Origin of the sequence: Halomonas sp. XH26, from assembly GCF_024138895.1 — a bacterium.
Lineage (GTDB): Bacteria > Pseudomonadota > Gammaproteobacteria > Pseudomonadales > Halomonadaceae > Vreelandella > Vreelandella alkaliphila.
Genome location: NZ_CP071889.1, coordinates 3,378,338 through 3,404,383 on the forward strand (window position 1 = coordinate 3,378,338; position 26,046 = coordinate 3,404,383).

The following is a 26,046-nucleotide window of genomic DNA, read 5'->3' on the forward strand; positions in this document are numbered from 1 at the left end:
GGTATGCCGCTGCCGGCCCATGCCGGCACCTGATGCCAAACCCTGGCATATGGCCCGGTTAGGGCCTGCACTCTCATCGGAAGCACCGGCATATCATCAAATACGCCAGTAGCTACCTTACACGACGGTTTGCCGTGTCGGGGCGTTGGCCAGGTCGGGCGGTTAGCCCAAGCCCGGAAGTCCTTCGGCGGGTAAAGGCTTTCGCCTACCCTTCGCGCGGGGATTAGGGGTTGCCCGTTGGTTCCGCGCCCGCAAATCAGGAACACACAAGATTCCATTAGCGCCCTCAGCCTGTCAACCTCCGATCAGGACAAACGCAACAAACGTCGCAGTTAGCCATTAAAAAAGCCCCGCTAGCAGAGCTAACGAGGCTTTTGCACTATTTCATTGCGCAGGCTTACTGAGGTTCATTGCGCAGGCTTGCTGAAGTTCATTGCGCAGGCTAGTTGAGGACGTGGGAATTTTAATTGCCCACGCGTAAATTACTCAAATACTAGCTTGCCTTCACTCGCACTGATATGAATAGTGTCGCCAGGGGCATATTTGCCCGCCAGCAGGTCTTGAGCCAATGGGTTCTCGATGCGGCTTTGGATCGCCCGCTTCAGCGGCCTTGCGCCATACACTGGGTCGAAACCGACCACCGCCAGCTGGGCCATGGCGTCATCGCTAATTTCCAGGCTCAGGTCATGCTCAGCCAAGCGAACTTTCAAACGCTCTAACTGAATACCGGCAATCGCCTGAATTTGCTCTTGGCCAAGGGCGTGGAACACCACCACCTCATCAATGCGGTTAATCAATTCAGGGCGGAAATGGTTACCCACCACTTCCATCACTGCATTTTTCATGACTTCGTAGTCGTTATCATCTCCACCCATGCGCTGGATGATGTCCGAGCCCATGTTAGAGGTCATCACGATCACCGTGTTACGGAAATCGACTGTGCGACCTTGCCCATCAGTTAAGCGGCCATCCTCCAGCACTTGCAGCAGGATATTGAACACATCCGGATGCGCTTTTTCCACTTCGTCCAGTAGCAGCACCGAGTAGGGCTTACGACGCACCGCCTCAGTTAAGTAGCCACCCTCTTCATAACCTACATAGCCTGGGGGCGCACCAATCAAGCGAGCCACGGAGTGCTTCTCCATAAACTCCGACATGTCGATACGCACCATTGCCTCTTCAGTATCGAACAAGAAGTTAGCCAGCGACTTACATAGCTCTGTTTTACCCACCCCGGTTGGGCCGAGGAACAGGAACGAGCCGTTGGGTCGATTGGGGTCAGACAACCCTGCCCGCGAGCGGCGCACGGCGTTAGCCACTGCCTCTACCGCTTCATGCTGGCCAATCACTCGCTCATGCAGCGCTTCTTCCATGCGCAGCAGCTTGTCTCGCTCGCCTTCCAACATTTTGGAGACTGGTATGCCTGTCCAGCGAGAAACCACCTCGGCAATCTCTTCTTCGGTAACGTTTGAGCGCAGCAGTTGGTGGCTGGCAATATCAGCTTCGCCTTCACCCGCTTCGCTGATTTTCTTCTCAAGCGCCGGAATTTTGCCGTACTGAATCTCTGACATACGACCTAGATCGCCCTGGCGACGCGCTTGTTCAAGGTCAATGCGCGCCTGCTCCAACTCCGCTTTAAACTGCGCTGCGCCTTGAATACTGGCTTTCTCAGCTTTCCAGATTTCATCCAAGTCAGCGTATTCGCGCTCTAATTCGTGGATCTGGTTGTTCAGCGCCTCAAGGCGTTTCTTAGTGGCCTCATCGGTCTCTTTCTTAAGCGCTTCGCGCTCCATTTTCAGCTGGATTAGCCGACGATCCAGCCTATCCATCTCTTCAGGCTTAGAGTCCAGCTCCATGCGGATACGTGACGCTGCCTCATCGATCAGGTCAATGGCTTTATCGGGCAACTGCCTATCAGTGATATAGCGGGTAGAGAGCTTGGCCGCGGCGATAATCGCCGAGTCGGTAATATCCACGCCGTGGTGGACTTCGTAACGCTCTTTTAAGCCACGCAGAATAGCTACCGTGTCCTCTTCAGAGGGCTCATCGACCAACACCTTCTGGAAGCGACGCTCCAGCGCGGCGTCTTTTTCAATGTATTTGCGGTACTCATCCAGGGTGGTCGCCCCTACGCAGTGCAGTTCACCACGCGCCAGCGCGGGCTTAAGCATGTTGCCTGCATCCATCGCACCTTCAGCCTTACCCGCGCCCACCATGGTGTGCAGCTCATCAATAAACAGGATGACCCGGCCTTCTTCCTGGGAAAGCTCTTTTAGCACCGCTTTCAGACGCTCTTCAAACTCGCCACGGAATTTGGCGCCTGCCAGCAGTGAGCCCATATCCAAGGAAAGGACGCGTTTCTCTTTCAGGCCTTCAGGCACTTCACCGTTCACAATACGCTGAGCCAGCCCTTCAACAATGGCGGTTTTACCCACCCCTGGCTCACCGATCAGTACCGGGTTATTTTTGGTACGACGCTGCAGCACCTGAATCGTGCGGCGAATTTCATCATCACGACCAATCACGGGATCCAACTTGCCATCTAATGCACGCTGGGTTAGATCCATGGTGTATTTATTAAGCGCTTCGCGCTGGTCTTCGGCATTCGGGTCGTCGACCTTAGCACCACCGCGCAAGCTATTGATTGCGGCTTCCAGGGCCTTCCGGTTGAGCCCTGACTCTTTCATCAGTTTGGTGATCGCACTGTTCATTTCCAGTGCAGCCAGAAGTACCAATTCACTGGCAATGAACTGGTCGCCACGCTTCTGCGCTTCCCGGTCAGTTAAATTGAATAGTTTGATGAAGTCGCGAGATGGCTGAACGTCACCGTCGAACTGGCTTACTTTAGGTAAGTTATCTAGCTGCTTCTGCAAACCGTCGCGCAGGCGCGAGCTACTGCCCCCAGCTTTTTCAACCAGGGCTTTAATGCCAGTGTCTTTGGTATCGAGTAACGCAAGCAATAAGTGCGCGGGATCAAGCTGATTATGGCCGTGCCCAACCGCAAGGGATTGTGCCTCAGAAATAGCGGCCTGTAATTTGGCAGTAAATTTATCGAATCGCATGGAATTCCTCCTGGGGGTGCCGTGCGTTTGGACCCACGGTGTTTCCCAATAACTTGTCTTTAATGTGCTAAAAACGTTTAGCTTGACAAGTTTAATGGAGTCAGTTCCACGCATTTCAAGAGCTGTGCATAACAAGCTCGAAGGAATAACACTACTTAATTGATCCAGATCACACTTGCCATGCGTCCAGTGCTGCCATTGTCTCGGCGGTAGGAGTAAAAACGCGACTCGCAGGCCGTGCAGAAGTGGCCTCCGCTGATGTGATGAATACCCAGCGCTTCTAAACGAAAGCGCGCCAAGCGATAAAGATCCGCCATATAGTGACCAAGACGATAAGGGCTGTGGTCAAACGCTTCAGCGGTCTCAGGGTGTACCGCAACAAAGGCACCATACACTTCTGGTCCTACCTCAAATTGGGCATTCGAAATAGCCGGCCCGAGCCATACCAAAATGTCGTCAGGATCGCAGTTCATAGCGGCGACGGTCGCTTCCAGCACGCCACCCGCTAGCCCGCGCCAGCCCGCGTGGGCAACGGCTACCTGGGTCCCTTGGCGATTGCAGAACATCACCGGCAAGCAGTCTGCGGTTAGCACCACACAAGCATAGTCGTTGCTGCTGGCAACCGAGGCGTCTGCTTCCGGCGTATCGTCTTGATACGCCTGCTGAACGCGTGCGCCATGGGTTTGGTTAAGCCACAGCAGCGGCCGATCATCGCCGATTTCTTTGTGCAACAAACGCCGACATAGCGCGACATGATCAGCATTATCGCCTACGTGGCTCGCTGGATTAAAAGCGGCAAAATCATCCTGGCTCGGCCCTGTTTCCCGAGTGGTCACAAACGCCCGCACATTCGCGGGGGCTGGCCAATCAGGTAACAGTAGCGTGGGCTTTAGATCAATCGCGTCGCTCATCTCATGGTCTCACTATCTTCGCGCAGGTAATCCAACAACATCAGTAGATCATCAGGCAAGTCGGCATGAAAAGTAAGCGTTTCACCACTCACCGGATGCACAAAACTGAGCTTCCGAGCATGCAGCGCCTGACGCGGAAATTCACGCAAAATCTCTTTTAACGGCGCAGCAGCACCCGGCGGCAGCTTAGCACGGCCACTATAGAGCGGATCGCCAATCAATGGGTAGCGGGCATGAGCCATATGAACGCGAATTTGATGGGTACGCCCGGTTTCCAACTGGCAACGCACATGGGTATGCGCGCGGAAACGCTCAACCACCCGAAAGTGAGTCACTGCCGGTTTCCCAGAAGCCGTGACCGCTTGGCGCTTGCGGTCTTTTGGGTGCCGACCAATGGGCGCGTCAATGGTGCTGCCCGACACGGGCTTGCCAATCACCACTGCATCATATTGACGAGAAACGCTGCGCGCCTGCAACTGCTCAACCAGCGTCGTTTGTGCGGGCAACGTTTTCGCCACCATCATTAGACCAGTGGTGTCTTTATCCAGGCGATGTACGATTCCCGCCCGAGGCACTTCTGCCAGTGCAGGATGATGATGGAGCAACGCATTCAACAATGTGCCATCAGGGTTGCCCGCGGCGGGATGAACCACCATGCCCGCGGCTTTGTTGATGACTATTACCGCGTCGTCTTCATAAACGATATCAAGCGGAATATCTTGGGGCTCAAAACGAGTATCGTCTTCAATAGTCGCTTTAAGCGCTAATGTTTCGTGGCCGTGCAGCTTGGCCTTCGGTTTTACTTTAGCGCCGTCGACGGTGAGCTCACCGGCGTTGATCCACGCTTTCAAACGCTCGCGGGAATAATCGCTGAACAACTCAGCTGCGGCTTGGTCTAAACGCGCGCCAGCTAATGTCGCGGGTACTCGCTGCGTGGCTTCAACAATACGAGACATGAACAACCTCTTTAAGACGCAAACACCGCGGCTACCCTATAATGCTTTTTAACTCTTCAAACGGCATTAGAGTGTCGCTAAGCCTGCGTTTTGCGTCTAGGTGATTTATAGTGGGCGAACTGCGACCTATTCTACCATTTCTACTTATGGCCATCGTCGCTTTTCGGTGATTGAGGCTTGTTTGCAACGAGGATGATGATGCGCGCTTTTTCCGCTGCCAACCGCTTTGGCGTTCTAGCCTTAAGCCTTGCCCTTTTGGCAGGCTGTGCCAGTAACGACACCACACCTGAAGAAGAGGATGAATTCTCAGGTGTGCAAGAACGCGAGCTCTATGAGCTTGCCCGCACAGCGCTGGATAGCAACCGTTTCCCAATTGCCATTGAGCGACTGGAAGCGCTTGACACCCGCTACCCATTTGGCCCCCATGCCGAACAAGCTCAGCTTGAGCTAATTTATGCTTACTACGAAAACAGCAACTGGGAAGAGGCACGCGCCGCTGCCAGCCGCTTTATTCGCTTGCACCCTGATCACCCTCAAGTGGATTACGCCTACTACCTGCGCGGCCTTTCCGCTTGGCAGGCAGGGCGATTTAGCCTTGAACGCTTGCGCCTGATTGATATTTCTAAGCGTGACTTGGGTGCTTCACGGGATGCTTACAACGACTTCCGCGAATTAATTCAGCGCTTCCCCCAAAGCGAATATGCAGCGGATGCCCAGCAACGCATTGTGTATCTACGTGAGTTGCTGGCACGCCATGAACTGCACGTGGCCGATTACTACTTGCGTCGCGGTGCTTTCCTGGCCGCCGTTGAACGAGGTCGCTGGGTGATTGAAAACTATCCGGAGTCCGACGCAACGCGTGACGCGCTGGCAACCATGGTAGAAGGCTATCAAGGACTTGGCATGGACGATCGCGCCAACGAAGTGCTTACCGTGCTGCGCGAAAATGCGCCAAACCATGAGCAGCTTAGCAATGGCCGTTTCAAGCCTAAGCACCTGTAAATAAGCACTTATGAATAAGCGCCTGTAAAATAACGCCTGGTCCAATGGCCGCATAGGATGGATTAGCCAGGTGTACACCGCCCTAAATCATGCTGAAGCACGATTTAGGGCGTTTTTGATGCTTAATCGCCAGGCTGCCAGCCATTAACAATCGGGTAGCGCCGGTCGCGCCCAAACCCTCTGGGCGTGACCCGTACTCCGACCGGGGCTTGGCGGCGCTTATATTCACAGCGATCAACAAGCTTCACTACTTTATAAACATCTTCCTCATCAAACCCAGCGGCGATAATTGCCTCAGCACTCATATCGCCTTCAATGTAGCTCACCAGAATGGCGTCTAGCACATCGTAATCAGGCAATGAGTCACTGTCTTGCTGGTCGGGAGCTAACTCCGCACTGGGCGGGCGCTCAATTACTCGCTCTGGAATAGCGGGCGATTGGGTATTGCGCCAGCGGGCCAAACGATACACCCAGGTTTTGTAGACATCTTTGATGGCGTTATAGCCGCCCACCATGTCGCCATAAAGCGTGGCGTAACCCACGGCCATTTCGCTTTTATTGCCGGTCGTAAGCACCATCAGGCCTTTCTTATTGGAGATCGCCATCAACAGAACGCCGCGACAGCGCGACTGCAGGTTCTCTTCAGTGGTATCCCGCTCGGTGCCCGCGAAACTTTCCGCCAAAGTGCCCATAAACGCTTCGACCATCGGCTCGATAGGCATTACGTCATAATGAACGCCCAGCATATCCGCCTGTTCGGCAGCGTCCTGCTTCGAGATATCCGCCGTATAGTGATAAGGCATCATCACTGCTTGCACACGCTGGGGACCCAACGCATCGACGGCAATCGCTAAGGAAAGAGCGGAATCGATACCACCGGAAAGCCCCAGAACAACGCCTTTAAAACCACTTTTATTGACGTAGTCGCGCAGCCCTGTCACCAGCGCACAGTAAAGACTCTCTTCAGGCTCAACTTCTGGCTCAATTTCACCCGCTTGGGGTTCCCACGTTTCAGCGCTCGTTTGCAGCAGTTGAACGGGCATTAAGCCTGCTTGCCAAGAAGGCGCCAGCACTTTGAGTTCGCCTTGGGCGTCTACACAGCTAGAACCACCGTCGAAAACCAGCTCGTCCTGCCCACCGATCGTGTTCACATACACAATCGGGCGGTTTACATCCTGGGCACGCTGCTCTAACAGGCGCAAGCGCTCGCTGGGCTTATCCTGATGATAGGGCGAGGCGTTTAAGCTGATCAGCACTTCTGCACCGGCTTCGCGGGCTGCATTAACCGGCGTACCTTCCCAAAGGTCTTCACAAATCAGCAGCCCTAGCTTGGCGCCTTTGTGCTCGTAAACCAGCGGTTTGGTGCCAGGCGTAAAGTAGCGCTGCTCATCAAACACTTGATAGTTCGGCAGTGCCTGCTTGGCATACTCAGCTTCCCATTGGCCGTTATACAGCACACCCGCCAGGTTATAGCGCTTTCCTTCACGAACGCCCGGGTAGCCAATAATCACCAGCACATCGCGGGCGATTTTTTCTGCCATCTTCGCCCGCGCTTCACGCAAGCGAGCTTCCATCGATGGGCGAAGTAGCAGATCTTCCGGTGGATAACCAGACAAGAAAAGCTCTGGGAAGACAACAATATCCGCCCCATGCTCGATCCTTGCTTCGCGCACCGCTTCAATGGCGCGTGCAGCATTGCCGGGAATATCTCCCACTAAAGGGTCGAGTTGGGCCATTACCAGCGTTAAGTCTTGCATGGGCGTTAAAATCTCTTGAGAATCTTTAGAACACGTTGCCGCTCACCTACGTACATTGTCCCGCAAGGGCTGCCAACTGGCAAAGGTTAGCCGGCGCTCATGTTACTCTAGCTATTATTACATCCCACCATGGGAGTCATAGAGGATGAACCTTTTGATCATTCGGCTGATTATTTTTGCCGTGCTGTTCTATGTGGGCCTGAAACTTTATGGTCTCTACCGAGAGCGCAAACTTTCCCACCAACAGAGTGAACCCGAACGCCATGAAGGCGGACAAATGGTGCGCTGCCGCTGGTGCGATGTCCATGTTCCGGAAGAGGAAGCCCTACGCGATAGCGAACAGTGGTTTTGCTCAAGCGCTCATCGGGATCGTTTTTTGCAAGAGCAACAAGATAAGCAGAACCGCGATTAAAACCGCTACCGATAGACAACGACAGCCATAAGCTATGCCAAATCCGTCATTAATCGATCTACCGTCGGCTGAAAGGGCGCTGGGTCGATAAGTGGCTCACGCCCTAATAGCTGATCAACCAATACATGGGTAGAGGCTGGTGCAAGCACTAACCCATTGCGGTAGTGGCCAGCATTGACGTAAACATCGGACCACCCTGGCAATGCCCCAATAAATGGAATGCCATCCGGGGAGCCAGGGCGCAGCCCTGCCCAATGATAAGCAACCGGGCAATCTGACAACGCAGGTACAATGCTTTCAGCGGTCTGTTTGAGTGACGCCAGTGCTTCACTGTCGGTCGTTTTATCAAAACCCGCTTCTTCTAAGGTTGAGCCTACCAACAGCAACCCATCGCTACGCGGGATAATATAGCGACCATCTTTCAATACCACGCGCTGCACCAATCCTGACGGCGCTTGATAAGCAATCATTTGGCCTTTTACGGGGCGTACCGGCAGGCGAATCGTTATGCTTTCTAACAGCCTGGCTGTCCAGGCGCCACCACATACCACCACCTTTTCAGCGCGCAGCTCCCCTTGCGCGGTCGCAACGCCCAACACCTGTTGGTCATGCGTTATAAAACTATTTACCTCACAGCCTTCATTCAGCACAACGTTCGGCATTGCCAGCAGCCGAGCGCGCAACGCCTGTCCCAGACGTGGGTTGCGCACACTACCGAGTGTCGGCATCCACAACGCACTCTCCTGGGCAGCAGCCACCATGGGCTCCTTCTGACGAACAAAGTCAGCGCTAACACGCTCCAGCGGCTTGGCTAAGCCTCTCGCCCAACCAAGCGCAGTGTCAGCATCGTCAACGTTAAGATAGAGCAGCCCTTTTTGGCGATATTCAGGATCAATACCGGTTTCTTCCAACAAGCGTAGCGACAACGTGGGATACACGCCCTCTGACCAGCGCGAAAGTTGCGAGATTGGCGGCGCATACCGCCATGGGTAAAGCGGCGAGACAATGCCACCACCTGCCCAAGAAGACTCCTGCCCGCAAATGCCGCGCTCCACTAAAGTAACTTGCTGGCCAGCATCTGCTAGCTGCAGTGCCGTCATCATACCGATCACGCCACCGCCAATAATTAAGAAATTGCTCACAACGTTTGTCCGCTTTGGCTTACATAAAAAACGATCACCGCGAGGTAGGCTGTAGAAAAAACACACGCCTGGAGTCACCATGCCAGCTAACAATAACGGCGTTCCACACACGCGTATCCAAGGCTTTACCCTGATCGAACTTATTATTGCTCTTCTGCTTATTTCAGCCTTAGCCGCCTGGGGAGTGCCAAATTTTCAAGCACTTGGCCGAAGCACAGCCGTTACCGCCGATATTAACAGATTGCAGTCTGCCTTTTCGTTGGCTCGCAACACAGCCATCACGCAGCGTAAAACGGCCACGGTTTGCCCAACCAATCAGCAAAGAAACACCTGCACCAGCGACTGGAGTAACGCGCTACTGGTCATCAAGGGGGACGCGATAAATCAAATAACCAGCAGCGATGTTGTTCGTGTCTTCCCTAAAGAGCAGGCAACTACCGTCACTTATAATCGTAACAGGCGGCGTGTGAGCTATAGTACGCTTGGCCACGCAAACGGCTTCAATGGCAGTTTTTATATATGTGCGGCAAGCGCTCCAGGAAAAGTGCTCGTGCTCAGCCGACTGGGTCGCCTGCGCATCGATGAAACGCCCGCCGATTGTTGATCACGACAGGCGTTTAACCACGGCTAACTCAGGCGATGCCATCCAGATAACGCTCAGCATCTAGCGCTGCCATGCAACCACTGCCTGCAGAGGTAATCGCCTGACGATAAATATGATCCATCACATCACCACAGGCAAAGACACCTGGCACACTGGTAGCGGTAGCATTGCCTTCAAGGCCTGATTTCACCTTGATGTAGCCGCCGTTCATTTCCAACTGGCCCTCAAAAATCCCCGTATTAGGGCTATGACCGATAGCGATGAACAACCCAGGCGCGTGAATCTCGTTGGTAGAACCATCTTTAGTCGACTTAACGCGCACGCCAGTCACGCCGGAGTTATCGCCCAGCACCTCGTCCACTTCATAAAACCACTCAAGGGCAATTTTGCCTGCTTCGACTTTCTCAAACAGCTTGTCCTGCAGGATTTTCTCGGCGCGCAACGTATCGCGACGATGAACCAAAGTAACCTTTGAGGCGATATTTGAGAGGTACAGTGCTTCCTCAACAGCGGTGTTGCCGCCTCCCACCACAATCACTTCTTGGTTACGATAAAAGAAGCCATCGCAGGTAGCACACGCAGATACCCCTTGCCCCATAAATTGCTGCTCGGTTGGCAAGCCCAGATAGCGTGCGCTGGCACCGGTGGCAATAATCAGCGCATCACAGGTGTAAATTCCGCTGTCCCCTTTTAAGGTATACGGCTTCTCACCTAAGCTGACCTCATTGATATGGTCGAACAACACTTCCGTATTAAAACGCTCAGCGTGCTGCTTCATGCGCTCCATCAACTCTGGCCCCTGAACACCCTGTGCGTCGCCGGGCCAGTTATCGACATCGGTTGTGGTGGTCAATTGGCCACCTGCCTGCAGGCCGGTAATCAGCAGCGGTTTTAAGTTAGCACGGGCTGCGTACACCGCTGCCGTATACCCGGCAGGGCCGGAACCAAGAATAATTAAACGTTCATGACGCGTTTCCATGACACCACCTTTGTCACAATTGAGCAGATATCGTTTGCAAGAGAGTCTGCCTGAAATGGCGTCAAGTACAAGCAATTACAAGGGTTAGCCTTCGCTATTAGGCGAAGACGCCTTGAAAGCTGGGGGTGAAACACCCATGTGCTATTAACAAGATAAGCCATACTGGGGATAAGCCACATTAAAGAAAAGCAGTGACCGTCGCGCCTAAGCGTTGCGATCAGCAAATTGAGATCAGCAGTTCGCTTAAGGCCAAGCAATCAAAGGAGAGACCAATGGGCAAGATACCCGATACGCTCACCACGCTAGAAATAGACAACCAGCAGTATCATTACTATAGCCTGCCAAAAGCCGCCGACGCGCTCGGCAACATTGACCGGCTACCCAAAACGCTCAAAATTCTACTCGAAAACCAGCTGCGCTTTGGCGATGACGAAAGTGTTGATCAAGAGGACATTCAGGCGCTAGTGGACTGGCAAAAAGAGGGCAAATCAAGCCGTGAAATAGGCTACCGCCCTGCCCGCGTCCTCATGCAAGATTTCACCGGCGTGCCAGGGGTTGTAGATCTTGCCTCTATGCGCGCTGCCGTTGAGAAGCTCGGCGAAGATCCCGCCCGTATTAACCCACTTTCTCCTGTTGATCTGGTTATTGACCACTCGGTGATGGTCGACAAATTCGGCAATGCTGCCGCGTTTCAAGAAAACGTCGATATCGAAATGCAGCGCAACCGTGAGCGCTACGAGTTTCTGCGCTGGGGCCAGCAAGCGTTCGACAACTTTAGCGTTGTACCGCCCGGCACCGGCATTTGCCACCAGGTTAACCTCGAGTACCTGGGTCGCGCAGTGTGGACAAAAGAGCAAGATGGCCAGACGTTTGCCTACCCCGACACCTTAGTCGGCACCGACTCCCACACCACTATGATCAACGGCCTGGGCGTACTTGGCTGGGGCGTCGGCGGTATCGAAGCGGAAGCCGCCATGCTTGGCCAGCCGGTCTCGATGCTGATTCCGGAAGTCGTTGGCTTCAAGCTTAACGGCAAACTGCGCGAAGGCATTACCGCCACTGATCTAGTGCTTACCGTTACTGAGATGCTGCGTAAAAAAGGCGTGGTAGGTAAGTTTGTTGAATTCTACGGTGACGGCCTTAAGGATTTGCCGCTGGCCGACCGCGCCACGATTGCCAATATGGCACCGGAATATGGCGCTACCTGCGGCTTTTTCCCAGTAGACGACGAAACGCTTAACTACATGCGTCTCACCGGCCGTGAAGATGACCAAATTGCGTTAGTAGAGGCATACAGCAAAGCGCAGGGCTTATGGCGCGAACCTGGCGATGAGCCGATCTTTACCGACTCTCTCAGCCTCGACATGGACGAAGTAGAAGCGAGTCTTGCCGGCCCGAAACGCCCCCAAGATCGTGTGGCGCTGAAAGACATGGCCGCCGCCTTTGACAAGTTCATGCAAGAGGACACCAGCGCAGATACAACCGCAAAAGGAAAACTCTCCTCGGAAGGCGGCCAAACCGCGGTGGGGGTTGAGAGGAGCTTTAAACATGACACCAGCCAAGCCGTTAAACTTAACGATAAGGATTTCAGCCTCGATCCAGGTGCCGTGGTAATTGCCGCTATCACCTCATGTACCAACACCTCCAACCCAAGCGTCATGATGGCAGCCGGGCTGCTGGCACGTAATGCACGCCAAAAGGGGCTTACCACGAAACCTTGGGTTAAGACCTCGCTTGCCCCCGGCTCCAAAGTGGTGACCGATTACTTAGCAGCCGCGAACTTAAGCGATGACCTGAATGCACTGGGCTTTAACTTAGTGGGTTATGGCTGTACAACATGTATCGGCAACTCCGGCCCGCTGCCCGATGAGATCGAAAAAGCGATCAACAGCGGCGACCTTGCCGTGGCATCGGTGCTTTCAGGCAACCGTAACTTTGAAGGCCGTGTGCACCCGCTAGTCAAAACGAACTGGCTCGCCTCACCGCCCTTGGTGGTCGCCTATGCGTTAGCCGGTAACGTACAGTGCAACTTAACGACCGACCCACTCGGCCAAGACAATGACGGCAACCCGGTTTATCTCAAAGACATCTGGCCTTCTCAAGCAGATATCGCCACTGCCGTTGAACAGGTCAACACTGAGATGTTCCGCAAAGAGTATGGTGCGGTATTTGAAGGCGACGATACCTGGAAAGCCATCAACGTTCCTGAAAGCAAAGTTTACCAGTGGCCTGAATCGACCTACATTCAGCACCCGCCGTTTTTCGAAGGCATGGAGCGTGAGCCGGACGCCATTGAAGATGTGGAAAACGCCCGTGTATTAGCCCTGCTAGGCGACTCGGTGACGACCGACCATATCTCCCCAGCGGGCTCTATCAAACCCGATAGCCCTGCGGGTCGTTATCTGCAAGAGCACGGCGTGAAGCCCGTCGACTTCAACTCCTACGGCTCACGTCGAGGTAACCATCAAGTAATGATGCGTGGCACCTTTGCCAACGTGCGCATTAAAAATGAAATGCTGGACGGAGTTGTTGGTGGTGAGACCCGCCACGTTCCCAGCGGCGAGCAAATGGCGATTTACGATGCCGCCATGAAATATAAGGAGGAAGGCACTCCCCTAGTGGTGATTGCTGGTAAAGAGTATGGCACCGGCTCTTCACGGGACTGGGCAGCAAAAGGCACCCGCTTATTGGGTGTGCGCGCGGTTATTGCCGAGTCTTATGAACGTATTCACCGCTCAAACCTAATTGGAATGGGCGTGGTACCGCTGCAGTTCCCTGAAGGTGAAAGCCGTGAAACGCTTGGTTTGACCGGTGATGAAGAGATATCAATTGCTGGCTTAAGCGATTTAAGCCCAGGAGGCAGCGTGAAAATTGTCATCAAAAATGACGATGGGGAGCGCACCGTTGATGCCAAGTGCCGAATTGATACCGTCAATGAGCTGGCTTACTACCGCCACGGTGGTATCCTTCACTACGTGTTGCGCAAAATGATCGGCGCAGCTTAAAGGCAAAACCTACCAATGCTTGCATAGCCCCCACCATGGTGGGGGCTTTTTTTTTTGCGCTCACTTTGCTGTTTCGCTTCCCGTTATTAAACTTAGAAAGCCCTGCGACGATAAGCACGGTATTCAGGCGACCAGCACGCTCTCTCAATACGCTCACGTAGTTCGGTGCCGCTTGTTTTAAGCGCCACGCCGTTTTGCTGGGCCTGGGCAGCCACTTCAAAGGCGATCGATTTACTAATATCACGAATCCGCGACAACGGCGGTAGCAGTGCGCCCTTGCCCTCCTTAACCAGCGGCGCTTCGCGCGCCAGCGCCCGAGAGGCGCTCATCAACATTTCATCAGTAACGCGATTAGCATTCGCGGCAATCACACCTAAGCCAATACCGGGGAAAATATAGGCATTGTTGCACTGGGCAATTGGATAGGTGCGGCCGTTATACACCACCGGTGCAAAAGGGCTACCAGTCGCGACTAGCGCTTGGCCGTCGGTCCAGCGAATCACATCTTCGGGTACCGCTTCTGCCTGAGAAGTAGGGTTCGACAGCGGCATAATCACCGGATGTTCGCAGCCCGCGTGCATGGTGCGCACCACTTGTTCGGTGAAAATACCGCGCTTGCCGCACACACCAATCAATATCGTTGGTTTCATTTGGGCAATGGTTTCTTCAAGCCCTTGCCCATTCCAGTTAGCAACCAGCTCAGAATCGTGGGCCAAACGGCGCTGAAAATCCCGCTGCCAAGGCTGATCCGTGGTCATCAACCCATCTCGATCAACAATAAATATTCGCGCCCGTGCTTCGCTTTCAGTCAGACCTTCTGCCTGCATGGCCACGACCACCTGCTCAGCAATACCACAGCCTGCCGAACCGCCACCAACAAACACTACGCGCTGCTGGGCAATCGTTTCATCGCGGGCCTGGCACGCCGCCATTAAGGTGCCCACCACAACTGATGCGGTACCTTGCACATCGTCATTAAAGCAGCACAAATCGTCACGGTAGCGCTCTAAAAGCGGTACCGCATTGGCCTGGGCAAAGTCTTCGAACTGCAGCAGAACGTTCGGCCAGCGACGTTTTACAGCGGCAATAAACTCCCCCATAAACGCATCGTACTCTTCCTGACTAACCCGCTCATGACGCCAGCCCATATACATAGGGTCATCCAGCAATGCCTGATTGTTAGTGCCCACATCAATCATAATCGGCAACGTATAGGCGGGGCTAATACCACCACAAGCGGTATAAAGTGCCAGTTTACCGATGGGAATGCCCATTCCACCAATCCCCTGATCACCCAGCCCTAAAATCCGCTCGCCATCGGTGACAACAATCACCTTAACGTTATCTTTGGTGGCACTGCGCAGGATATCGTCCATATGCTCGCGATCCGGATAGCTGATGAACAGCCCCCGGTGATTGCGATAAATATTAGAGAACTCCTGACATGCCTGCCCAACCGTGGGGGTATAAATAATCGGCAACATCTCTTCCAGATGCTGGGAGACCAAGCGAAAGTAAAGCGTTTCATTGTCGTCTTGGATGGCACGCAAATGAATATGCTTCTCTAAATCACTATGACACTGTTGATACTGGCGATAAGCCCTCGACAACTGCTCGTCAATGGTCTCCACTTTTTGCGGCAACAAACCAATCAAGTTAAACGCTAGCCGCTCCTCTTGAGTAAACGCGCTGCCTTTGTTCAATAGCGGCATTTCAAGCAAAGAAGGACCGGCGTAAGGAATGTACAGGGGGCGTTTACTCATCGTAGACATAGGCACTCTCTTTTTATGTCGATTGCTATTGCAATGCAGCAACGCTGGGCGTTGGCGGCGTTTATCCGTAATGTAACACGCTAATACGACAAAGGTGGGAGGGACATAAATAATGGCAATAAAAAAACGCCTTGGTAGCTACCAAGGCGCTCATAAAAAGCCTTAAAACTGATCAACTGCTAGCAGCTTTTAGCAACAGGCTGGCGACCTTCAACTCCGCTAAAAAAGAACGGCCGCAGCTTAACGCCCACCATGTTGCCAGCGAACGCCGCAACCATCCATATCCAGCCATGCAAGCTGCCAGAGGCAATACCGCTGAAGTAAGCGCCAATATTGCAACCAAATGCCAGCCGCGCGCCATACCCCAGCATGATGCCACCAATGACAGCTGCTAATAGGGATTTAAACGGAATGCGGAAGTTGGGAGCAAAGCGCCCAGCTAGGCTCGCTGCGGCAAGCGCACCCAGCATGATGCCAACGTTCATCACCGTCGTGATATCACTCCATACACTCGCCTCTAATGCCGCAGCATTACCCGGCGCTTGCCAATAACCCCACTGACTGACATCACCACCAACGAGTTCAAACCCTTTCGCACCCCACAACGCGAACGCAGAGGTAATACCCCAAGGGCGACCAGCAAGGGCCAATGTTGCGAAATTGAGTAGCGCTAGCGCCACTGCGCCAGCAATCAACGGCCACGGACCCGTTAACCAGCGCTGACTGCCAGGCTTGTCGACCAACGGTGCCTGCTCCAAGTGGCCATGGCGACGCCTTTCCATAATCACAGTAAACGCAGCAATCGCTGTAAACAGCACCAAACTAATTGCGATACCACCGCCAGCACCTGCTACATTCACCAGCGACACAGGCTGAAACGCTGGCAAGCTCTGCCACCACGCAAAATGCGCTGAACCAATCACCGACCCGACAATAAAGAACAGCAGCGTAATTAACATTCGTGCATTACCACCACCTGCAGTAAACAGCGTGCCCGACGCACATCCGCCACCTAACTGCATGCCCACACCAAAGATAAACGCCCCCACCACGACAGAAATACCAATCGGCGCAACAAAACCACTCACGCTGGTGCCAAACAGCGAACCAGCGCTTAACGCCGGGAAAAATAGCACCACCGCAATCGCCAACATCACCATTTGGGCGCGCAAGCCACGGCCCCGCCGCTCGGTGATAAATACCCGCCAAGCAGCAGTAAAGCCAAATGCCGCGTGATACAGCACCAGCCCAAGCAAGCCGCCAACAATCATTAAGAGACCAATATTGGCGCCAAACACGACACCGATAAGCACCGCGCCCAGCACGATGGCTGCCGCTGAGAGTAATGGCACCCGGTTCTGACTAGGTGCCACTGCAGAAATCGTCGACATAGCTCACCTTCTAACAACGCCAAAAGCGCCTGTTAAAAACAGGCGCTTGGCTGAGTGGGACAATAATAAGCCTAACGCTGGCTGTAGAACGCTGGAAATTCTTTATTCAGCAGTGCATATGCTTTTAAAGAATATTAAACAAAGCGCCCTAAGCCTACCGCGGAACGTAAGCGATCCATGGTGACGGCGGCTTCTTCTCTAGCGCGATCGGCACCTTTTTGCAGCACCGCTTCGATATGCCCTGGGTCTTCCATGAGCGCGATGTAACGCTCGCGGGGGGCACTTAAGTGCGCATTCAAGTAATCGAACACCTGGTTCTTCGCATCGCCCCAGCCGATACCTGCCACGTACTGCTCGCGTAGTGCAGCGGCTTCCTCATTGCTGGCGAACGCTGAGAATATCTGGAACAGCGTGCAGGTGTCTGGGTCTTTAGGCTCACCGGGTTCCAGTGAGTTGGTTTTGATTTTGCGCACCAGCTTCTGCAGCTTTTTCTCGCTAGAGAAAAGCGGGATCGTATTGTTATAGCTTTTGGACATTTTGCGACCGTCCAAGCCCTTCAATACTTCGCCTTTTTCATCCACAACGGCTTCAGGTTGAGTGAAATACTGGCCTTTAAACATGTGGTTGAAACGTCCGGCGATATCACGCGCCATTTCAATGTGCTGAATTTGGTCGCGCCCTACCGGCACTTTATTGGCATTAAACATTAAGATGTCGGCGGCCATTAACACCGGGTAACCGAACAAGCCCATAGTGACGCCTTTATCGGGGTCTTGGTCACCGGCTTCTTCATTCTCAGCGACCGCTGCTTTGTATGCGTGGGCGCGGTTCATCAGCCCCTTGGCGCACACACAAGAAAGCATCCACATTAATTCGGGAATTTCAGCGATATCCGACTGACGATAAAAAATGGCGTTATCGGTATCTAACCCTAGCGCAAGCCAAGTGGCGGCAATTTCCAGACGCGACTCTTGCACACGCTTCGGATCTTGGCATTTGATCAGCGCGTGATAGTCAGCAAGAAAGTAAAACGACTGCACATTGGGGTCTTGGCTTGCCTCAATGGCAGGCTTAATAGCCCCCACATAGTTACCAAGATGTGGCGTTCCGGTCGTGGTAATCCCGGTCAGCACGCGGGTTTTGGCTGTCTGACTCATAGTGTGGATCCAGCTGGATAAAGGTCAAAAAAGGTAAGTCATTGTACACTTAATGCCAAACCACCGTCGCCTGTGTCTGATGGCTTTCCTCACTCTCCTCTACTTTGATAAATATAGGTAGGCTCTGTGCCAGTAACGTTTCACTATCGGTATTGGCATTAGTAATAACCGCACCTAACGCCACTACCCAAGGTTGGCCGTCACGCTCAACGGGCGTAAATAAGCAACTATTGTGTTCGCAGTCATCACCTAGCACTGTGGTTAATGGGTGCGCTACGACATCTTCCCAGCGGAGAGGTTGATCGCTATTGATGGTGAGCACGTTGCCTCCCCACTCCAATTCACTAAAAGAAGCCACTGCTTGCGAGGCGGCTATTTCAGCGCGCATTTGCGCTAACGTCGACGCCCGATAATTACTCGCTAAGCGTTCATCCACAAACGCAGATTGCACGCAAATAACGCCAATAATCAACGCGCTAGCTAACAGCGCCATCACCACAACTAGCGCAGCGCCCTGCTCCTGCGGTCGCGGTCTAAGCTGCATATCGCCTCCTTAGCACAACTCCATACATCTCATGGGCTAGCCGAAAACGTAGGCTGCAGAACAGCCTCTCGATGGGTAACGTGGAAATCGATATTAGCCCCTTGCCGACCTAATGGCAGTGACACCACGCTAACCCCATTGGTAGCGGGTGCTCCAAGCGGTTCGTCCCGCTCACAGCTAGCGCCAGCGTCATAATCAAAGGTGACCAGCGGCTGAGCCTCCTGCATATCTTGAACCGTGCAGCGACAGCCAGACTCAATCACCACGCACTGCAGGCGAAAAAAAGGCGCTCCGTTTGAGTCGGTAGCGCCGTGCCTGCGTAGGGTGTCGGTAATCGATGTCGCCGCGTAAAGAAGCGCTTCCTGATTCCGCCCCAATTGATCCACCTGCTTAAACGTATGAAAGGTGCTTAAGAAAAGCTGTCCAGCACCTAGAATCACCACCATACCAATGGCCATGGCGACCAGTAGTTCTGTTAACGTAAAACCGCGCTGCACATCCATGGCAGGCCCACCTTTACGGCTGATTGGGAAGTTGGAACACGTAGTTGAAGATATCGTCGGACTCATTAGGCTCAGTCCGCAAGCGCACCACCACATCAAACCGACAGCCTTGGCGCTCAATACGACTCTCTTGCCCCTGGGCATAGCCAAGCGCCGCCTGTTCTGCAAACCAATGGCTGTGCCATGCGGACTCAATGGTGGCTAACGGTATCGTGTCACAGTCTTGGTATGAGGAAAGTGCTGCCCATATCCGCTCTTGGGCATCTACCGCCGCGACGTTCGCTAGCGACTGCGTGTAGCCTGCACTAGCGCTTTGCAGTGCTGTCACCTGCATCGCGGCAACGCCTATTAACCCAAACGCTAAAATCACCAGCGCGATAAGCGCCTCGATTAGCGAAAGGCCGCTTTGCCTAACCATTTACCAGCACGCCTCAGGCAGGCGCTCGCCCCGCGCATTAAATTGAATATCGCTGCTACAACCGTCAGTTTGTGATGTTGTCGCCGTCAGTAAAAAACCGCCATCGTCCTCACTGCCGTCATCAGCTGTAATCGTGTAATTACCATCGGGAGAAGAGGGAGTAAAGGAGCAGTCGGCATAAGCGTATTGGCGGGAGTAACAGCGCTCAAGCTCGGCGGCGGCCTGCAACAGGCCAGCATGGGCATCTGTGCGTAGCGAACGCTCAACATAGTGGGTGTAACTGGGGTAGGCAATGCCCGCCACTATGCCAATGATAGCGACGGCAATCAGCATTTCAATGAGCGTAAAACCGTGCTGACGAGCTTCCTGGCGCCCAGCACGGTTAGCAAAAGGCAAAGGCACTGAACGCGCTCCTGTATCAGTTGGCCCATACGCTGAGTATGTCGCAAACCGATATGCTTTGCATCAGTCGCTTACAATCACCTGCTCACGCAGCTCTTTCGGCATAGAGAAGGTAATATTTTCTTCGCGGCCCTGCAGCTCAACAGGCACCTCTGCGCCAAATGTTTGAAGCTTATCGATAACACCTTTCACCAGCACTTCTGGCGCACTGGCCCCGGCGGTGACACCAATACGGCTAACACCTTCCAGCCACGCTGGCGCAATTTGGTCGGCATTATCGATTAAATAGGCAGGCGTGCCCATGCGCTCGGACAGTTCGCGCAGGCGATTAGAGTTGGAGCTATTGGGGCTGCCGACGACCAATACTAAGTCGCTATCTGCCGCTAGCTCACGCACCGCATCCTGGCGGTTTTGAGTGGCATAACAGATATCATCTTTGCGTGGCCCCTGAATCTCTGGGAACTTCTCACGCAGCGCATCAATCACCTTAGCGGTGTCATCCATCGAAAGCGTAGTTTGGGTCACAAACGCCAGCGCTGACGGGTCGTTGACGGCTAACTTCGCCACGTCCTGCTCATCTTCGACCAGGTAAATTTGGCCACCGTGGGAAGTGTCATAACGCCCCATGGTGCCTTCGACTTCCGGATGGCCTTCGTGACCAATCAAAATGCACTCTTGGCCGCGCTTAGCATAACGCAACACTTCCAAATGCACTTTGGTAACCAATGGGCAGGTCGCATCAAAGACTTTGAGACCGCGCTGCTCAGCCTCTTGTTGCACGGCACGGGAGACACCGTGAGCCGAGAAAATCACGATCACGTCGTCAGGCACTTCATGCAGCTCTTCAACGAACACCGCGCCACGTTCGCGCAATGTTTCAACCACAAAGCGGTTATGTACCACCTCGTGGCGCACGTAAATGGGCGGGCCGAAGACATCTAGCGCGCGGTTGACGATGTCGATCGCGCGATCCACGCCAGCACAAAAACCGCGCGGGTTCGCCAGCTTGATCTGTATTGGCTGAGAGGACTCTGATGACTGCATAAAAGCGCCTTGATGCAACTTGCATCGCCTGTTAAATGAAAACGAGTGCTTAAAATCAGTGTTTGGTGATGGGCGTTACGTTCAGCACATCGACTTCAAACGTCAACGTGCGACCTGCTAGCGGATGGTTAAAGTCCACTTCCACACGGTCGCCATCTATGGTTTTGACCACGCCAGGCAATTCCGTTCCCGCTTTATCGGCAAATGACATCACCATACCGATTTCTGGCGCTTCATCACCGAAATCGGCGCGCTTCAGCGTTTGAATATTTTGCGGGTTATGCTGCCCAAAGGAGTGCTCAGGCGTAATTTGAAACGACCCGCTCTGGCCTGCGGCCATCCCTTTAATCGGGTGTTCGAAACCAGGGGGTAAGTTACCGTCGCCATACTGGAACGTCGCCGGGGCTTTCTCTTTGGTGGAATCGACTACCGTGCCATCTTCCAGCTTCAGCGTGAAGTGCAGGGTAATTTCCATACCATCGTCAATTAGGTAGTCCATGGTTCCTCACTCGTCACTCTATGGCTTTCAATCACGCTGCTGTAGCGCGGCTTTCTTACGACGTCGATCACCCATTATCGACTCCCAAATTAACCCCACCGCCCCCAGCGTAATGCCGATATCCGCCACATTAAAGGCAGGATAGTACCAACCAGCGGCATGGAACGATAAAAAGTCCACCACATAGCCATGTACTAAACGGTCATACAGATTACCCAGGGCACCGCCAATAATTAGCGGCAACGCCACGGCCAGCAGTTTTTCATCCGCCTTAACGCGGGAAAGCCAGACGGTTAAGCCAATGCTGGCACCAATGGCAATCAGCGCAAAAAACCAGCGCTGCCAGCCGGGATGGTCCGCTAAGAAGCTGAACGCAGCGCCAGTATTGTGCAGCAGCGTCAGGTTGAAAAACGGCAGCACCTCAACGGGCTGGGCGTAATTCAACAAATGGCTGGCGGTGTATTTGGTCAGCAAATCTAACACGATGATCGCCACCGCTAGCCACAGCCAGCGCAGCGGCCGCCGCATTGGCGGCCGCTGGTATGGATCATTGGTGGTTGACGCAGTGTTAGGCATAGTAACGAATCTCGCCGCTGCCTTCTGGAAGATTGCTGATACAGCGACCACACAGGTCGGCATGCTCAGCATGGGTGCCTACATCAGCACGATGGTGCCAGCAGCGCTCGCACTTCTGGTGCTCGCTGCCACTAACCGCCACTTTCAAGCCTTCAAGCTCGGTGCTTTCTGCGTTAGCAGCATCCGCCAGCGGTGCTAGATGGACTTCACTGGTGAGCATCACGAAGCGCAGCTCGTCGCCCAATTTGGACAACGTAGCGTTCAGTTCATCACTCACATAAAGCGTAACTTCCGCCGCCAAGCTGCCCTTAATGACTTTGGCATTACGCGCGTCTTCCAGGCACTTGTTCACCGACTGCTTCACTTCCAGCACTTGATCCCAGAAGGCGCGGCCCAGCTCAGCGCCATCATCTAAGGTGCCAAGCCCAGTGTAGTAAGTTTCCAGCAGTACGCTGTCGCCACGCTTGCCAGGAATATGCTCGTAGATCTCCTCAGCGGTAAACGACAGGATCGGTGCAATCCAGCGGCTCAGCGCTTCAACCACATGATAAAGCGCGGTTTGCGCGCTACGGCGGGCAAGTGAATCTGTTTGGGTGGTGTACTGGCGATCCTTGATGACATCCAGGTAGAAACCACCTAATTCCCGTGCGCAGAAACCATGTACCTGCTGATACACATCCAGGAAACGGTACTCTTCATAGGCTTTTTCGATGCGCCCTTGCAGCTGTGCCGCACGGTCAACCACCCACTGATCCAGCGCCAACATATCGCCAAAGGCCACCTGATCGTTTGCCGGATCAAAACCATTCAAGTTAGAAAGCAAAAAGCGTGCAGTGTTACGGATACGACGATACACATCGGCGGTACGCTTCAAGATTTCGTCAGACACCGCCATTTCACCGGAGTAGTCGGTCGAAGCAACCCACAGGCGCAGGATATCGGCACCCAGTTTATCCATCACACTTTGCGGCGCGACCACATTGCCCAGCGATTTGGACTGCTTACGGCCCTGTGAATCGACGGTAAAGCCATGGGTTAGCAGCTGACGATATGGCGCATGACCATCAATCGCCGAACCGGTCAGTAGCGACGAATGGAACCAGCCTCGGTGCTGGTCCGAGCCTTCCAGGTACAAATCAGCACGCGGGCCACTTTCATGACCATGAGGATGCGAGCCACGCAGCACATGACGATGCGTGGAGCCGGAGTCAAACCAGACATCCAATGTATCGGTGACTTTGTCGTACTCAGCAGCTTCGGCACCGAGTAGCTCAGCGGGGTCGAGTTTAAACCACGCTTCAATACCCTCTTGCTCGACGCGTTTAGCCGCCTCTCCCATCAACTCAACCGTCTTGGGATGCAGCTCGCCGGTTTGCTTATGCAAGAAGAACGGAATCGGCACGCCCCAGTTGCGCTGGCGAGAGATACACCAATCCGGACGATTAGCGATCATGCTATGCAGACGCGCCTTGCCCCACGCGGGGGTAAATTCGGTGGCTTCGATGCCTTCCAACGCCCGTTCGCGCAGAGTTTTGCCGTCTTTACCTTGAATATCCATGCCCACAAACCACTGGGCGGTGGCCCGATAAATTACCGGGGACTTATGGCGCCAGCAGTGCATATAGCTGTGTTTGATGGGCGTGTGCGCCATTAGCGCATTAACCTCGCGCAGCTTCTCAACGATATGCGGGTTGGCCTTCCAGATCATCTGGCCGCCAAAGAACGGCAGATCATCAGCGTAGACACCGTTCCCCTGCACCGGGTTAAGCATGTCGTCAAAGCTCATGTCATGCTCACGGCAGGTGATAAAGTCATCCATACCGTAAGAAGGCGCTGAGTGAACGATGCCCGTGCTGCCCACTTCGGACTCAACGTAATCCGCTAAGTAAACCGGCGAGAGGCGGTCATAGAACGGATGACGGAAATTGATCAGATCCAGCGCTGCACCTTGTGCGGTAGCGATTACGCTGCCCGTCAGCTCAAAACGCTCTAAACAGCTTTCCACCAGCTCTTCTGCGAGCAGTAGCAGGCGATCGCCGGTATCCACGAGCGCATAGGTAAACTCAGGATGAACGTTCAGCGCCTGGTTAGCGGGGATTGTCCAAGGCGTGGTGGTCCAGATTACGACAGCCGCCGGCTTGGGCAATTCGCTTAGACCAAAGGCCGCCGCTAGCTTGTCGGCATCTTCTACCGGGAAAGCGACGTCGATGGCGTCGGATTTCTTATCGGCATATTCAACTTCCGCTTCCGCCAAGGCCGAACCACAATCAAAGCACCAGTTAACCGGCTTTAAGCCTTTGAACACATAGCCCGCATCCACCATTTCCGCCAAGGCACGGATTTCGCCTGCTTCATTGGCATAATCCATCGTGCGGTAAGGGTGGTCCCAATCACCGATGATGCCCAGACGAACAAAGTCAGCCAGCTGCGTTTCAATCTGCGCACCGGCATATTCACGGCACAGCTCGCGGGCTTTATCCGCGGCCAAATGTTTACCGTGGGTGGTTTCTACCTTGTGCTCAATAGGCAGACCGTGGCAATCCCAGCCAGGCACGTAAGGGGCATCAAAACCCGCCAGATTCTTCGACTTAACAATAATGTCTTTAAGGATTTTATTGAGAGCGTGACCAATATGGATGCTGCCGTTGGCGTAGGGAGGGCCATCGTGCAGAACAAACAGCGGCGCACCCGCGCGGGCATCGCGCAAGCGCTGGTATAGGTTCATATCCTGCCATTTAGAAACGCGCCCTGGCTCCTGCTTCGGCAGCATGCCGCGCATAGGAAAGTCGGTTTCTGGCAAGTTTAGCGTGTGCTTATAATCCATAGTCCGGTCAGCCGTCGTTAGCATCGGCGGCGTTATCCGCCGAAGAGAAATCAGAAGAAGCGGTCTCACGCCCAAGCGGGGCCGAGGCCAGCGGAAGAGAATTCATGCAGCCAGCACCCGCTGCTGCAAAGTAGCGGCGCGCTCTGGCTTGATCGTGTTCAATTTGCGTTTTTAGCGCATCAAAGTCGTCAAACTTCACTTCCCCACGCAAACGCGCGCAGGGGTAAACCGTCAGCCGCTGACCATAGAGGTCGCCTGAAAAATCCAACAGATGAACTTCCAGCGTGGGGCGTTTAGACCCCACCGTTGGCCGAAAGCCAACATTCGCCACGGCGGGATAACGCTGACCATTAGCCAGCTCGGCCACCACAGCAAACACGCCGCGCAGCGTTAATGGCTGAGGCAACAGCGGCAGGTTAGCAGTGGGCACACCAATAGTGCGCCCTAGCTGCTGGTCGCGTACCACACGGCCATGCAGCGAATACGACCTCCCCAGCAGGCGTGCAGCCACGTCAAAGTTACCGCTGGCCAGCAAGGTACGTACGCGCGAACTGGATACCCGCTCGTCATCAACTTTAAAGGTACGCGTGTGTTCAACACCAAACCCTTCCACCTGCCCGACAGTTTTAAGCAAGGTGAAGTCACCACGGCGGTCGCAGCCAAAGCGGAAATCGTCGCCCACCACCAGATGCTTCACCCCCAAGCCCTTAATTAGCACTTGATCGATAAACTCGCGCCCGGTCAGGCTGCGCAAGGCATCGTTGAAAGGCAGGCACAGCACCTGTTCGGCACCATGATCACGCAGCAAGCGAACTTTTTCACGCAGGCGGGTAAGCCGCGGCGGTGCTTGATCACCGGCAAAAAACTCCCGCGGCTGAGGCTCAAACACCACCACGGTCAACGGCACCTTCAAGCGCGCCGCATGCTCACGGCACTGCTGCAGGATCGCCTGATGGCCGCGATGCACACCATCAAAATTACCGATGGTGGCAACGCAGCCCCGATGAGCCGCTGTCAGATTGTGCAGACCTCGAATGACGTGCATGGCACCTCTTTTTTAAAAGCCTTTTTTAAAAGCGTTTGCCG

At 54.0% G+C, this 26,046-nt stretch carries 22 protein-coding genes; 4 read left to right on the top strand and 18 right to left on the bottom strand.

Going from position 1 to position 26,046, the window contains the following annotated elements; translation table 11 throughout:
• Positions 1-482: 482 nt before the first annotated feature.
• The 3 genes from clpB to rluD form a co-directional block, all read right to left on the bottom strand.
• Positions 483-3,062, bottom strand: coding sequence for an ATP-dependent chaperone ClpB (gene clpB / locus J4377_RS15515; protein ID WP_038478334.1), 2,580 nt, complete (start codon positions 3,060-3,062; stop codon positions 483-485).
• Positions 3,063-3,217: 155 nt separating this feature from the next.
• On the bottom strand, positions 3,218-3,973 hold the full coding sequence (gene pgeF / locus J4377_RS15520; protein ID WP_038478337.1) for a peptidoglycan editing factor PgeF: 756 nt from the start codon (positions 3,971-3,973) through the stop codon (positions 3,218-3,220).
• On the bottom strand, positions 3,970-4,929 hold the full coding sequence (rluD, locus tag J4377_RS15525; protein ID WP_038478339.1) for a 23S rRNA pseudouridine(1911/1915/1917) synthase RluD: 960 nt from the start codon (positions 4,927-4,929) through the stop codon (positions 3,970-3,972). Before rluD ends, pgeF begins: the two co-directional genes overlap by 4 nt.
• A 198-nt stretch (positions 4,930-5,127) precedes the next feature.
• Here rluD and J4377_RS15530 point away from each other — a divergent pair, with 198 nt between their 5' ends.
• Positions 5,128-5,931, top strand: coding sequence for an outer membrane protein assembly factor BamD (locus J4377_RS15530; RefSeq protein ID WP_193060818.1), 804 nt, complete (start codon positions 5,128-5,130; stop codon positions 5,929-5,931).
• Between the two features lie 122 nt (positions 5,932-6,053).
• On the opposite strand, the gene J4377_RS15535 is transcribed toward J4377_RS15530, so the two are convergent.
• On the bottom strand, positions 6,054-7,688 hold the full coding sequence (locus J4377_RS15535) for an NAD+ synthase (protein ID WP_120386322.1): 1,635 nt from the start codon (positions 7,686-7,688) through the stop codon (positions 6,054-6,056).
• 145 nt (positions 7,689-7,833) lie between these two features.
• Between J4377_RS15535 and J4377_RS15540 the strand changes: the two genes are divergently transcribed.
• On the top strand, positions 7,834-8,100 hold the full coding sequence (locus J4377_RS15540; protein WP_038478351.1) for a PP0621 family protein: 267 nt from the start codon (positions 7,834-7,836) through the stop codon (positions 8,098-8,100).
• Between the two features lie 32 nt (positions 8,101-8,132).
• Here J4377_RS15540 and thiO read toward each other — a convergent pair whose 3' ends face one another.
• Positions 8,133-9,242, bottom strand: coding sequence for a glycine oxidase ThiO (gene thiO, locus J4377_RS15545; protein WP_253486099.1), 1,110 nt, complete (start codon positions 9,240-9,242; stop codon positions 8,133-8,135).
• Between the two features lie 79 nt (positions 9,243-9,321).
• On the opposite strand from thiO, the gene J4377_RS15550 reads away from it, so the two are divergent.
• Positions 9,322-9,846, top strand: a complete 525-nt coding sequence (locus J4377_RS15550; protein ID WP_038478354.1) for a GspH/FimT family pseudopilin — start codon at positions 9,322-9,324, stop codon at positions 9,844-9,846.
• Between the two features lie 28 nt (positions 9,847-9,874).
• Here J4377_RS15550 and trxB read toward each other — a convergent pair whose 3' ends face one another.
• Positions 9,875-10,825, bottom strand: coding sequence for a thioredoxin-disulfide reductase (gene trxB, locus J4377_RS15555; RefSeq protein ID WP_253486100.1), 951 nt, complete (start codon positions 10,823-10,825; stop codon positions 9,875-9,877).
• A 272-nt stretch (positions 10,826-11,097) separates the two neighbouring features.
• Between trxB and acnA the strand changes: the two genes are divergently transcribed.
• The gene (acnA, locus tag J4377_RS15560) at positions 11,098-13,830 is read left to right on the top strand and encodes an aconitate hydratase AcnA (RefSeq protein WP_253486101.1); all 2,733 of its coding nucleotides are present in this window, start codon (positions 11,098-11,100) and stop codon (positions 13,828-13,830) included.
• Between the two features lie 92 nt (positions 13,831-13,922).
• Here the strand turns inward: acnA and J4377_RS15565 are convergent, their stop codons facing one another.
• From J4377_RS15565 to ribF, 12 genes are all read right to left on the bottom strand, one after another.
• Positions 13,923-15,602 carry an NAD-dependent malic enzyme gene (locus J4377_RS15565; RefSeq protein ID WP_038478362.1) on the bottom strand — a complete coding sequence of 560 codons (1,680 nt, stop codon included), beginning with the start codon at positions 15,600-15,602 and terminating at the stop codon, positions 13,923-13,925.
• 179 nt (positions 15,603-15,781) lie between these two features.
• Complete coding sequence (locus tag J4377_RS15570; RefSeq protein WP_253486102.1) at positions 15,782-16,993, bottom strand: YeeE/YedE family protein; 1,212 nt, start codon at positions 16,991-16,993, stop codon at positions 15,782-15,784.
• A gap of 134 nt (positions 16,994-17,127) precedes the next feature.
• Positions 17,128-18,150, bottom strand: a complete 1,023-nt coding sequence (locus J4377_RS15575; protein ID WP_253486103.1) for a tryptophan--tRNA ligase — start codon at positions 18,148-18,150, stop codon at positions 17,128-17,130.
• Between the two features lie 49 nt (positions 18,151-18,199).
• Positions 18,200-18,694, bottom strand: a complete 495-nt coding sequence (locus tag J4377_RS15580) for a hypothetical protein (RefSeq protein ID WP_233437275.1) — start codon at positions 18,692-18,694, stop codon at positions 18,200-18,202.
• Positions 18,695-18,723: 29 nt separating this feature from the next.
• Complete coding sequence (locus J4377_RS15585) at positions 18,724-19,197, bottom strand: PilW family protein (RefSeq protein WP_193060809.1); 474 nt, start codon at positions 19,195-19,197, stop codon at positions 18,724-18,726.
• Positions 19,198-19,210: 13 nt separating this feature from the next.
• On the bottom strand, positions 19,211-19,615 hold the full coding sequence (locus tag J4377_RS15590) for a prepilin-type N-terminal cleavage/methylation domain-containing protein (RefSeq protein ID WP_253486104.1): 405 nt from the start codon (positions 19,613-19,615) through the stop codon (positions 19,211-19,213).
• Positions 19,616-20,017: a type IV pilin protein gene (locus J4377_RS15595; RefSeq protein WP_301271686.1), complete on the bottom strand. Its 402-nt coding sequence runs from the start codon at positions 20,015-20,017 to the stop codon at positions 19,616-19,618.
• 63 nt (positions 20,018-20,080) lie between these two features.
• On the bottom strand, positions 20,081-21,061 hold the full coding sequence (gene ispH / locus J4377_RS15600) for a 4-hydroxy-3-methylbut-2-enyl diphosphate reductase (RefSeq protein WP_038478382.1): 981 nt from the start codon (positions 21,059-21,061) through the stop codon (positions 20,081-20,083).
• Between the two features lie 55 nt (positions 21,062-21,116).
• Entirely contained in the window at positions 21,117-21,560 is a 444-nt protein-coding gene (fkpB, locus tag J4377_RS15605; protein ID WP_038478384.1) for an FKBP-type peptidyl-prolyl cis-trans isomerase, read from the bottom strand.
• 27 nt (positions 21,561-21,587) lie between these two features.
• A complete protein-coding gene (gene lspA, locus J4377_RS15610; RefSeq protein WP_253486105.1) occupies positions 21,588-22,136 on the bottom strand; it encodes a signal peptidase II in 549 nt (182 codons plus the stop codon).
• Positions 22,129-24,960, bottom strand: coding sequence for an isoleucine--tRNA ligase (ileS, locus tag J4377_RS15615; protein WP_198361417.1), 2,832 nt, complete (start codon positions 24,958-24,960; stop codon positions 22,129-22,131). Before ileS ends, lspA begins: the two co-directional genes overlap by 8 nt.
• A gap of 7 nt (positions 24,961-24,967) precedes the next feature.
• Positions 24,968-26,005, bottom strand: a complete 1,038-nt coding sequence (gene ribF / locus J4377_RS15620; RefSeq protein WP_120386314.1) for a bifunctional riboflavin kinase/FAD synthetase — start codon at positions 26,003-26,005, stop codon at positions 24,968-24,970.
• Positions 26,006-26,046: the final 41 nt, after the last annotated feature.

Excerpts from the sequence above, each read along its gene's own strand:
- J4377_RS15535 (WP_120386322.1), bottom strand. The coding sequence starts at position 7,688 with ATGCAAGACTTAACGCTGGTAATGGCCCAACTCGACCCTTTAGTGGGA.
- acnA (WP_253486101.1), top strand. The coding sequence starts at position 11,098 with ATGGGCAAGATACCCGATACGCTCACCACGCTAGAAATAGACAACCAG.
- ispH (WP_038478382.1), bottom strand. The coding sequence starts at position 21,061 with ATGCAGTCATCAGAGTCCTCTCAGCCAATACAGATCAAGCTGGCGAAC.
- J4377_RS15580 (WP_233437275.1), bottom strand. The coding sequence starts at position 18,694 with ATGCAGCTTAGACCGCGACCGCAGGAGCAGGGCGCTGCGCTAGTTGTG.
- clpB (WP_038478334.1), bottom strand. The coding sequence starts at position 3,062 with ATGCGATTCGATAAATTTACTGCCAAATTACAGGCCGCTATTTCTGAG.
- J4377_RS15540 (WP_038478351.1), top strand. The coding sequence starts at position 7,834 with ATGAACCTTTTGATCATTCGGCTGATTATTTTTGCCGTGCTGTTCTAT.
- J4377_RS15575 (WP_253486103.1), bottom strand. The coding sequence starts at position 18,150 with ATGAGTCAGACAGCCAAAACCCGCGTGCTGACCGGGATTACCACGACC.
- rluD (WP_038478339.1), bottom strand. The coding sequence starts at position 4,929 with ATGTCTCGTATTGTTGAAGCCACGCAGCGAGTACCCGCGACATTAGCT.
- J4377_RS15550 (WP_038478354.1), top strand. The coding sequence starts at position 9,322 with ATGCCAGCTAACAATAACGGCGTTCCACACACGCGTATCCAAGGCTTT.
- pgeF (WP_038478337.1), bottom strand. The coding sequence starts at position 3,973 with ATGAGCGACGCGATTGATCTAAAGCCCACGCTACTGTTACCTGATTGG.
- trxB (WP_253486100.1), bottom strand. The coding sequence starts at position 10,825 with ATGGAAACGCGTCATGAACGTTTAATTATTCTTGGTTCCGGCCCTGCC.
- ribF (WP_120386314.1), bottom strand. The coding sequence starts at position 26,005 with ATGCACGTCATTCGAGGTCTGCACAATCTGACAGCGGCTCATCGGGGC.
- J4377_RS15565 (WP_038478362.1), bottom strand. The coding sequence starts at position 15,602 with ATGTCTACGATGAGTAAACGCCCCCTGTACATTCCTTACGCCGGTCCT.
- J4377_RS15585 (WP_193060809.1), bottom strand. The coding sequence starts at position 19,197 with ATGGATGTGCAGCGCGGTTTTACGTTAACAGAACTACTGGTCGCCATG.
- ileS (WP_198361417.1), bottom strand. The coding sequence starts at position 24,960 with ATGGATTATAAGCACACGCTAAACTTGCCAGAAACCGACTTTCCTATG.
- J4377_RS15530 (WP_193060818.1), top strand. The coding sequence starts at position 5,128 with ATGCGCGCTTTTTCCGCTGCCAACCGCTTTGGCGTTCTAGCCTTAAGC.
- lspA (WP_253486105.1), bottom strand. The coding sequence starts at position 22,136 with ATGCCTAACACTGCGTCAACCACCAATGATCCATACCAGCGGCCGCCA.
- fkpB (WP_038478384.1), bottom strand. The coding sequence starts at position 21,560 with ATGGACTACCTAATTGACGATGGTATGGAAATTACCCTGCACTTCACG.
- J4377_RS15590 (WP_253486104.1), bottom strand. The coding sequence starts at position 19,615 with ATGGTTAGGCAAAGCGGCCTTTCGCTAATCGAGGCGCTTATCGCGCTG.
- J4377_RS15570 (WP_253486102.1), bottom strand. The coding sequence starts at position 16,993 with ATGTCGACGATTTCTGCAGTGGCACCTAGTCAGAACCGGGTGCCATTA.